This window comes from Nocardia carnea, from assembly GCF_029868325.1.
GTDB classification, from domain to species: domain Bacteria; phylum Actinomycetota; class Actinomycetes; order Mycobacteriales; family Mycobacteriaceae; genus Nocardia; species Nocardia carnea_C.
In genome coordinates this window covers 1-9,580 of the sequence record NZ_JARWNW010000309.1, presented here as the reverse complement: position 1 = coordinate 9,580, position 9,580 = coordinate 1, and the positions used below count along the sequence as shown (strand labels likewise).

Annotated in this window: 7 protein-coding genes; all 7 read left to right on the top strand. The window is 66.0% G+C overall.

The window, feature by feature from the left end; all coding sequences use genetic code 11:
- Positions 1–148: 148 nt before the first annotated feature.
- On the top strand, positions 149–1,378 hold the full coding sequence (gene glf / locus QH196_RS30285) for a UDP-galactopyranose mutase (protein WP_280419271.1): 1,230 nt from the start codon (positions 149–151) through the stop codon (positions 1,376–1,378).
- Positions 1,375–3,309, top strand: coding sequence for a glycosyltransferase (locus QH196_RS30280; protein ID WP_280419270.1), 1,935 nt, complete (start codon positions 1,375–1,377; stop codon positions 3,307–3,309). Before glf ends, QH196_RS30280 begins: the two co-directional genes overlap by 4 nt.
- On the top strand, positions 3,306–3,896 hold the full coding sequence (locus QH196_RS30275) for a phosphatase PAP2 family protein (RefSeq protein WP_280419269.1): 591 nt from the start codon (positions 3,306–3,308) through the stop codon (positions 3,894–3,896). Before QH196_RS30280 ends, QH196_RS30275 begins: the two co-directional genes overlap by 4 nt.
- Position 3,897: 1 nt before the next feature.
- Positions 3,898–4,824 (top strand): decaprenyl-phosphate phosphoribosyltransferase, encoded by a 927-nt coding sequence (locus QH196_RS30270; RefSeq protein WP_280419268.1) that lies wholly within the window; start codon positions 3,898–3,900, stop codon positions 4,822–4,824.
- Positions 4,802–6,778, top strand: coding sequence for a flagellar motor control protein ZomB (zomB, locus tag QH196_RS30265; protein ID WP_280419267.1), 1,977 nt, complete (start codon positions 4,802–4,804; stop codon positions 6,776–6,778). The genes QH196_RS30270 and zomB overlap by 23 nt, the downstream gene beginning before the upstream one ends.
- A 170-nt stretch (positions 6,779–6,948) precedes the next feature.
- Positions 6,949–8,043: an alpha/beta hydrolase gene (locus QH196_RS30260; RefSeq protein WP_280419266.1), complete on the top strand. Its 1,095-nt coding sequence runs from the start codon at positions 6,949–6,951 to the stop codon at positions 8,041–8,043.
- A 274-nt stretch (positions 8,044–8,317) separates the two neighbouring features.
- Positions 8,318–9,367 carry an alpha/beta hydrolase gene (locus QH196_RS30255; RefSeq protein WP_280419265.1) on the top strand — a complete coding sequence of 350 codons (1,050 nt, stop codon included), beginning with the start codon at positions 8,318–8,320 and terminating at the stop codon, positions 9,365–9,367.
- Positions 9,368–9,580: the final 213 nt, after the last annotated feature.

The following is a 9,580-nucleotide window of genomic DNA, read 5'->3' as shown; positions in this document are numbered from 1 at the left end:
CCACACCCGTTCGCCGGGGCCGGTCATCGACCCGGCCCCGGCGAACGTTTTTGTGGCCGCCCGCGCCGGGACCCGTCTCACCTGGCGTTACCATCCACCCGCTGATCCCGACTGGCGCCGGGAAATGCTTCCGATACGCTGGGCTCCCGTGACCGCCGCATCGTCTCCGGGTAACTCAGATAACAACGCACAGTTCGACCTGATCGTCGTCGGCTCCGGTTTCTTCGGGCTGACCGTCGCCGAGCGCAGCGCGAATTTACTCGGCAAGAGAGTCCTCGTGCTGGACCGCCGTCCGCATATCGGCGGTAACGCCTATTCGGAGCCCGAACCGGAAACCGGGATCGAAATCCACAAATACGGTGCACATCTGTTCCACACCTCGAACAAGCGGGTCTGGGACTATGTCACGCAGTTCACCGAGTTCACCGGTTATCAGCATCGTGTTTTCGCCATGCACAAGGGCCAGGCCTATCAGTTCCCGATGGGGCTGGGGCTGGTCTCGCAGTTCTTCGGCCGGTATTTCACCCCGGAGGAGGCCCGTGCGCTGATCTCCGAGCAGTCCGCCGAGATCGAGACCGCCGACGCACAGAACCTCGAGGAAAAGGCCATCTCGCTGATCGGCCGCCCGCTCTACGAGGCTTTCGTCCGCGATTACACCGCCAAACAGTGGCAGACCGACCCCAAGGAGCTGCCGGCCGGCAATATCACCCGGCTGCCGGTCCGCTACACATTCGACAACCGCTACTTCAACGACACCTACGAGGGCCTGCCCAAGGAGGGGTACACGAAGTGGCTGGAGAACATGGCCGCCGGTGAACTGATCGAGGTCCGGGTGGACACCGACTGGTTCGACGTGCGCGACGAGTTGCGTGCGCAGAACCCGGACGCCCCGGTCGTCTACACCGGCCCGCTGGACCGCTACTTCGACTACGCCGAGGGTGAGCTGGGCTGGCGCACGATCGACTTCGAGACCGAGGTCCTGCCGACCGGTGACTACCAGGGCACTTCGGTGATGAACTACAACGACGCCGACCCGCCCTACACCCGCATCATCGAGCCCCGGCATTTCCATCCGGAGCGGGACTACCCCACGGACAAGACGGTCATCATGCGCGAGTACTCGCGTTTCGCCAAGACCGGCGACGAACCGTACTATCCGATCAACACCCCTGAAGACCGAGCCAAACTGACCGCGTATCGCGCGCTGGCCAAGCAGGAGACCGCGCAGGCGAAGGTTCTGTTCGGCGGCCGCCTCGGTACCTACCAGTACCTGGATATGCATATGGCCATCGCGAGTGCACTGAACATGTTCGACAATGTGCTGCGGCCGCATCTGGAATCGGGTGCACCGCTGGCCGAGGAGAACAACGACGTATGACCTCCGCATCACTGACGCACAGCGCGTCCGCCACCCGTGCGAAATCACTCCTGCAGCGAGTGATCCTGCCCCGCCCGGGTGAGCCGCTGGATGTGCGCACTCTCTACCTGGAAGAGTCGGCGACCAACGCGCGGCGCGCACATGCCGGCACCCGGACCTCGCTCTCGGTGGGCGCGGAGTCCGAGGTGTCGTTCTGCACCTATTTCAACGCGCTGCCGGCCAGTTACTGGCGGCGCTGGAGCATCCTCGATTCGGTGGTGCTGCGGCTGGAGCTGGCCGGGCACGGACGGGTCGATATGTACCGGTCCAAGGCCGACGGCTCGCGTATCCACGTACAGGGCCAGGAGTTCGCGGTGGCGCCCGGCGCCGAAACCGTCACGCTCGAACTGGAGACCGATTTCGGGCCGTTCGAGGACGGCGGCTGGCTCTGGTTCGATATCACCACCGATACCGCCGTCACGCTGGTATCCGGCGGCTGGTATGCGCCGATCGAAGCGCCCGGTGAGGGCCGGATCGCCGTCGGTATGCCGACCTTCAACCGTCCCACCGATGCGGTGAAAACGCTGGCCGCGCTCGGGGCCGACCCGCTGGTGCTGGCGCAGATCGACGCGGTGATCATTCCCGACCAGGGCACCCGCAAGGTCGTCGACGAACCCGGTTTCGAAGAGGCCGCCGCCGTGCTCGGCGACCGGCTCGCCATTCACGATCAGCCGAATCTCGGTGGGTCCGGTGGATACAGCCGGGTGATGTACGAGGCGCTCAAATCGACCAGTGCCGAATACATCGTCTACATGGACGACGATATCGAGATCGAACCCGATTCGATTCTGCGCTCCCTGGCTTTCGCCCGTTTCGCCGAATCCCCGGTGCTGGTGGGCGGCCAGATGCTCAACCTGCAGGAACGTTCGCACCTGCATGTGATGGGCGAGGTGGTCGACCGCAATATCTTCATGTGGTCGGCGGCGCCGAATGTCGAATACGACCACGATTTCGCGAAGTACCCGCTGCGCGACCGGGATAATTCGAAACTGCTGCACCGTCGTATCGACGGCGATTTCAACGGCTGGTGGACCTGCGTCATTCCGCGGCAGGTGGCCGAACAACTCGGGCAGCCGCTGCCGTTGTTCCTGAAATGGGATGACGTCGAATACGGATTGCGGGCCCGTGAAGCCGGTTATCCGACGGTCACCCTGCCGGGTGCCGCGGTCTGGCATATGGCGTGGAGCGATAAAGACGACGCCATCGACTGGCAGGCGTATTTCCATCTGCGCAACCGCCTGGTGGTGGCCTCGCTGTACCAGCCGGGTAACGGGCGCGCCATGATCGCGCACACGGTCAAGGCGACCGTCAAACACCTGCTGTGCCTGGAATATTCGACGGTCGCGGTGCAGAATCTCGCGATCCGCGATTTCCTGGCCGGTCCGCAGCGTCTTTTCGAACTGCTGCCCAGCGCGTTGGGCGCGGTACACGAACTGCGCAAACAGTATCCGGACGCGGTAGCCCTGCCGTCCTCGACCGAACTGCCGCTGGCCAGCGGTATCGGCGTCGGCGCGGTGGGCGAACCGGCCAACCCGATCGCCAAGATCGTGCGGCTCGGCAAAGGTGTGCTGAACAATCTGCGGCCGGCGCATCCGGAGCATCACGAGCGCCCGCAGCTCAATGTGCCGACCCTGGACGCGCGCTGGTTCCTGCTCTCCCAGGTCGACGGAGTCACCGTCACCACCGCCGACGGGCGCGGCGTGGTGTACCGGAAACGGGATCCGCGGCAGGCCTACGGGCTGCTGCGCGAAGCGCTGCGCTTGCGTAAGGAACTCGCCGACCGGATGCCGGAGATGCGGCAGCGCTATCGTGCCGCGCATGCGGAACTCACCGGCACCGCCGCGTGGGAGAAGGTTTTCGGCATCGACGGTAGTACGGAGACCCAGCGATGAATGCGATGAACCCGAGCCTGCAGGATTCGGCAGCCGGGCAGGCCCCGCCCGAGGTGAAGATCATCGAAGCGGTGCAGGGTGCCATCGCGACCCCGCCGGTGATCTCGGCGGCGCGCGGTATGTCGCATTTCGGCGAGCATGCGCTCGGCTGGGTCGCGATCGCCGCGGCCGGTGCGCTCGCCGACAAACCCCGCCGGCGGCAGTGGGCCGGTGTGGCCGTCGGTGCCGTCGGCGCGCACGCGGCGTCCATCGTGATCAAGCGCATAGTGCGCCGCCCGCGACCTCACGCACCGTCGGTGCAGGTCAACGTCGGTACGCCGAGCAAACTGAGCTTCCCGTCCTCGCACGCGACCTCGACAACGGCGGCGGCGGTGCTGCTCGGAAAATTGACCGGGCTACCCTTGCCAGCGGTGCTCGTACCGCCGATGTTGCTGTCCAGGGTCGTTCTCGGGGTGCATTACCCCTCCGATGTGATCGCCGGTTCCGCGCTCGGCGCCGCGTCCGCCGCCGTCCTGCTCGCCGCCGAAAAGAGACTCGACAGTGACCGTACAAGACGAAAAGGCCCGAGACGAAAAGGCACTGCCTGATATGAGTGAAGAGCCCACCGGCGTCGATCTGGCCGAGGCCGAGGTCAAGGGACCACCCAAGACCTTGGTCGGTGGCCTGATCAAGGCCGCACGCCCGCGCCAGTGGGTGAAGAACGTCCTGGTGCTGGCGGCACCGATGGCCGCCGGGTCGGTCACCGATCTGGATGTGCTCGGCAGCGTCGCGATCGCGTTCGTGGTCTTCTGTATGGCGGCGTCGGGTATCTATCTGGTCAACGACGCGATGGACGTCGAGGCCGATCGGGCGCATCCCACCAAGCGCTTCCGCCCGATCGCGGCCGGTGTGGTTCCGGTGAACCTGGCCTTCGCACTGTCGGCGGTGCTGCTGATCGGCTCTATCGCGCTCTCCTTCGTGGCGAACTGGCAGCTCGCCGTCGCCATCGGCGTATACATCGGCGTCCAGCTGGCCTACTGCTTCGGTCTCAAGCACCAGGCCGTTCTGGATATCTGCATCGTGTCCTCGGGATTCCTGCTGCGCGCGGTGGCCGGCGGTGTGGCCGCCGGAATCCCGCTGTCGCAGTGGTTCCTGCTGATCATGGCCTTCGGGTCGCTGTTCATGGCGGCCGGTAAGCGGTACGCCGAGCTGCAGCTGGCGCTTTCGACCGGGGCCAAGATTCGCAAATCCCTGGAGTACTACACCCCGACCTACCTACGATTCACCTGGAGCCTGGCCGCCACGGCGGTCGTGGTCTTCTACGGACTGTGGGCTTTCGAACAGGGTGCGGCCAAAGATACTGAATGGTTTGCTCTCTCGATGATCCCGTTCACCATCGCGATTCTGCGTTACGCCGTGGATGTCGACGGTGGTGAAGCCGGGGAGCCGGAAGAGATCGCCTTCGGGGACCGCGTCCTGCAGTTGCTCGCCATTGCCTGGATCGGAGCGGTAGGTGTCGCTGTCTATCTCTTCTGACGAGATTGCGGTAGCCGAAAAAGAAAAGACCGGCGAGCGGGCTGCCACCGAGCAGCCCCGCTCGTCGGCGCGTCCCACCTGGATACCGCGCGCGGTGTTCGCGGGTGGGATCGTGGCGACCGTCGCCCTGCTCGCCTTCGGCGGCTGGCAGCGGCGCTGGATCGCCGACGACGGTCTCATCGTCCTGCGTACGGTGCGCAATCTGCTGGCCGGTAACGGCCCGGTGTTCAACCCGGGCGAGCGGGTGGAGACCAATACCAGTACGGCATGGACCTACATCGTGTGGTTCTTCAGCTGGGTGACCCAGGCGCGGCTCGAATATGTCGTCCTGGGTGTCGCGCTGACACTTTCGCTGCTGGCGCTGGCGTTCGCGATGCTGGGCACGGGCAAGCTGTGGGGTCCGGCCTCGTCGACGCTGCTGCTGCCGGCCGGTGCGCTGGCCTATATCGCCGTACCCCCGGCCCGCGACTATGTGACCTCCGGCCTGGAGAACTGCCTGGTCATCTGCTGGATTGCGCTGCTGTGGCTGCTGCTGATCCGCTGGAGCAAAGCGGAACGCCCCGGTGTTCCCGGGCTGCTGGGACTGGCATTTCTCGCGGGCCTGGCCCCGCTGATCCGCCCGGAGATGGCGGTCGTCGGCGGGCTGGCCCTGCTGTTGATCTTCTTCGCCCCGATGCCGGCCTCCCGGCTGCGGCCGTGGCTGCTGCGCGGGCTGATCGTCGCCGTGGCCGGCGCGGTACCGCTGTGCTATCAGGTCTGGCGGATGGGTTACTACGGGCTGCCGTACCCGAACACCGCGGTTGCCAAGGATGCGGGCGGAGCCAAATGGGGGCAGGGTCTCACCTACCTCTGGGATCTCGCCGGCCCGTACTACCTCTATGTGCCGCTGGCGATTCTGCTGATCGCGGGCCTGGTGGCGGCGCGGGTATATCGCGCCGAACCGGTCGTGGTGGACCCCGCCGCAGAACAGGATCCGGCGGCGGCGAAACCCGGGCGGCTCCGGCGGCTGCGCGAGCGGCTGCGGACCCCGGCCGCGGTCGTCACGCTGGTGCTGGGCGCCGCGGTGATCCTCACCGTCTACGCGCTGCGGGTCGGCGGGGATTTCATGCACGGCCGGATGCTGCTGCCGCAGCTGTTCCTGTTCCTGCTACCGGTCGCGGTGCTGCCGCTGCGGCTGCCCGAGGGCGGGGTCCGGGCGTTGACGCGCCGGGACGCCCCGGCCTTCGGCCTGCTGGTGCTCGCGCTGGCGGGGACCGGGGTCTGGGCGCTGATGGCCTCGGGGACCACCGCGATCCAAACCGGAACCAAGATCGATGACTCCGGTATCGTCGACGAACGTATCTACTACGTCCTCAATACCGGTCACGACCACCCGATCCGCGCCGAGGACTACCTCGACTACGCGCGGATGCGGCCCATGGTGGAGGCCATCGAGAACACGCCCGACGGTGGCCTGCTGCTGAATTCGCCCTCGTTCATGTTCTGGTATGTGGCGCCGCCGCCGATGCCGATTCCGCCCGGCGGTGCGGGACATACCGTCTACTTCCTCAATCTCGGTATGACCAGCATGAACGTCCCGCTGGACGTGCGGGTCATCGATCCGATGGGTCTGGCCTTCCCGCTGGCCGCGCATACCGAACGACTCGAGGACGGCCGTATCGGTCACGACAAGAGCCTCTACCCGGACTGGGTGATCGTGGAAACCGGCATGGTGGACCGTAAACCGTGGCTGCCCTGGTACATGGACGAGGACTGGGTGAAACAGGCCCACGTCGCCATGTCCTGCCCGCAGACCCACGCATTGATGCTGTCCTACAAGGGCCCGTTGACCTTCGAACGCTTCAAGCACAATCTGTTGCACGCCTTCGATTTCGCGTCCTACCGCATCGACCGCGTCCCGGAGTATGAGATTCAACGCTGTGGCCTGGTCGATCCGGTTCCGCCGGTGCGCTGAGCTGCCCCTTCGCCGATAGCTTTTCGGCACTATCGGTTCGGCGTGGGTTCCCGGCGGGCGGCTGTCGGCGTGTCAGGCTATTGTGCTGGCGTCCGTTCTCGGTACGCACGCAGCCGGGGACCGGCGTCGGACCACGCGATCGATGGGTCGCACGACGGAGGGTGGGAGTAATGCGAGGCGTTATCGGCCGCGGCCAACGGACCGGCCACTCAGGGCGGCGGCTGGGCAACCGGCTGAAACGAGCGGCGCTGCTCTCTTTGGCGGTACTGCTGCCGGTGGGGATGTCGGTCGCGGGTCCGGACGCTCCGGCGTCGGCGCGTTTCGATCCCGCTTTCGGGTTCGATTTCTGGGTCGAATCCCCGGAGATGGGGCCGATCAAATCGCGGATCTTCCGCGCCGCGGACGGGAACACCGGCCGGGTGGTCTACGCGCTGGACGGGATGCGCGCCCGCGATGATCTCAGCGGCTGGGAAATCGATACCGATGTCGCCCGTGAGCTCACCAAATGGAATATCAACGTCGTCATGCCGGTCGGCGGCCGCTCCAGCTTCTACGCGGATTGGAACGCGCCGAGCAATTTCTTCGGCCTCGGCAGTTCCGGTAGCGCCGGTGACACCACCGGGTCGGCGGCGGATTCGGGTTCGGGGCTGGCCTCGGGTTCGGCGGCCGGGCTGGGCCGGTCGAATACCTATAAATGGGAAACCTTCCTGACCCGCGACCTGCGCTGGGCGCTGCGCGACCGGCTCGGCTTCAACCCGAACGGAAACGGTGTCTTCGGGTTGTCCATGGGCGGCAGTGCCGCACTCGCCCTCGCGGCATACCATCCGGACCAGTTCCGGTACGCGGCCTCCTATTCGGGCTATCTGAACGTCTCCGCCCCCGGTATGCGCGAGGCCCTGCGGGTGGCCATGCTGGATGCGGGCGGGTTCAATATCGACGCAATGGCGCCACCGTGGAGCCCGCAGTGGCTGCGGATGGATCCGTTCGTCTTCGCGCCGATGCTGCGCGCCAACAACACCCGGCTCTGGATTTCGGCCGGTAGTGGGCTGCCCGCGGCCGCGGATGGGCTGGATATCAACACCGTGAACGCCATGGGCCTGGAGGCCCTGGCGCTGGTCAACACGAGGGCGTTCCAGGCCCGCATGGTGTCGCTGGGGGCCCAGAACGTGACCTACGACTTCCCGGCCGTCGGTGTGCACAACTGGCGGTACTGGACCGACGAGGTGTACCGGATGATCCCGGACCTGTCGGCGAATATCGGCTGACCCTGCCGGACCGGACGGTCCGTTTTGCGGAAGCGTTGCCGCATCCTCCCACTGGGGGTGCGGCAACGAAATCGCAGCCGCGCCACGCTTATGCACGTGACCTGTGCCGGTATCTGGCAACATGAACACGCACCTGGTCGATTGATACACCAGGGACATGTATCCAGGTAACGGCGTCCGCATCCAGCGGGTGCCGTGGTCTACGTATCCATATGGGGCCGGTAACGTAGCTCGTGGTTTGCTGTCCGGCTGTCCAGGCGAAAGGTCTAGTCGAATGCGAAGTGCGCGAAGGCTCAGATCGGTCCGATCCCGGCGGTGGATCGGTCGTTGGGCGCTGGGTATCACCGTGGCACTGCTCGCCCCGCTCGCGGTGTCGTTGTCCGATTCGGGCGCCCGGGCCGAGGCGGCACCCAATCCCCGGGGATTCGATTTCGTGGTCGATTCCCCCGAGATGGGCCCGATCAGGTCACGGATCTTCCGGGCCAAGGACGGCAACACCAACCGTGTCGTCTACGCCCTGGACGGTATGCGCGCCCCCGAGACGCACAGTGGCTGGGAGTTCGACACCAATGTCGCCGACGCGCTCACCGACTGGAATATCAACGTCGTCATGCCGATCGGCGGTATGTCCAGTTTCTACGCCGACTGGAATGCGCCGAGTTCGTTCTTCGGGGCGCCGCCGACCGGCTCGTCGTCGGGATCCGGCGCACTCAACGTGGCATCCGAAGGGCCGGGCAAAAGCTATCGCTACGCCTGGGAAACGTTCATAAACCAGCATTTGCGCTGGGCATTGCGCGACCGGCTCGGGTTCAACCCGTACCGCAACGGCGTATTCGGATTGTCGATGGGCGGCAGCGGTGCCTTGACCCTGGCCGCCTATCACCCGGACCAGTTCAGTTTCGCCGGTTCCTACTCCGGCTACCTGAACATCTCCGCGCCGGGTATGCGTGAGGCCATCCGGCTGGCCATGATCGATGCCGGTGGGTACAACGTCGACTCCATGGCGCCACCGTGGGGTCCGCAGTGGCTGCGCATGGATCCGTTCGTTTTCGCGCCACTGCTGCGCGACCACAACACCCGCCTATGGATATCCGCTGGTAGTGGGTTGCCCGCGCCGGCCGACGGATTCAACGGCAATACCGTGAACGGAATGGCGCTGGAGGCGCTGGCACTCGCCAACACCCGATCGTTCCAGCTGCGGATGATGTCGCTGGGTGCGAACAATGTCACGTACTCGTTCCCGCAGGCGGGTATCCACTCGTGGACGTACTGGGAAGCCGAAGTGCATAGGATGATTCCGGATTTGTCCGCGAATATCGGATAACGGGCGTTCGAGGGGCCGAGGCCGGCCTCCGCAACGACCGCAGTGGGGGGGGGGGGGCCGCGCCGGCGCGGGGGGGGGGGGGCGCGGGGGGGGGGGGGGGTGGGGGTTACTGGGGGGGGGGGCGGGGCGTCCGGCCGTGGCCGCCGCGTGAGCGGCGGTAGCGCTGCCAGGCCCACCGCGATCACCGCGATCAGTGCGGGCACCTGGACCCAC

Excerpts from the sequence above, each read along its gene's own strand:
- QH196_RS30275 (WP_280419269.1), top strand. The coding sequence starts at position 3,306 with ATGAATGCGATGAACCCGAGCCTGCAGGATTCGGCAGCCGGGCAGGCC.
- QH196_RS30270 (WP_280419268.1), top strand. The coding sequence starts at position 3,898 with ATGAGTGAAGAGCCCACCGGCGTCGATCTGGCCGAGGCCGAGGTCAAG.
- QH196_RS30255 (WP_280419265.1), top strand. The coding sequence starts at position 8,318 with ATGCGAAGTGCGCGAAGGCTCAGATCGGTCCGATCCCGGCGGTGGATC.
- QH196_RS30260 (WP_280419266.1), top strand. The coding sequence starts at position 6,949 with ATGCGAGGCGTTATCGGCCGCGGCCAACGGACCGGCCACTCAGGGCGG.
- QH196_RS30280 (WP_280419270.1), top strand. The coding sequence starts at position 1,375 with ATGACCTCCGCATCACTGACGCACAGCGCGTCCGCCACCCGTGCGAAA.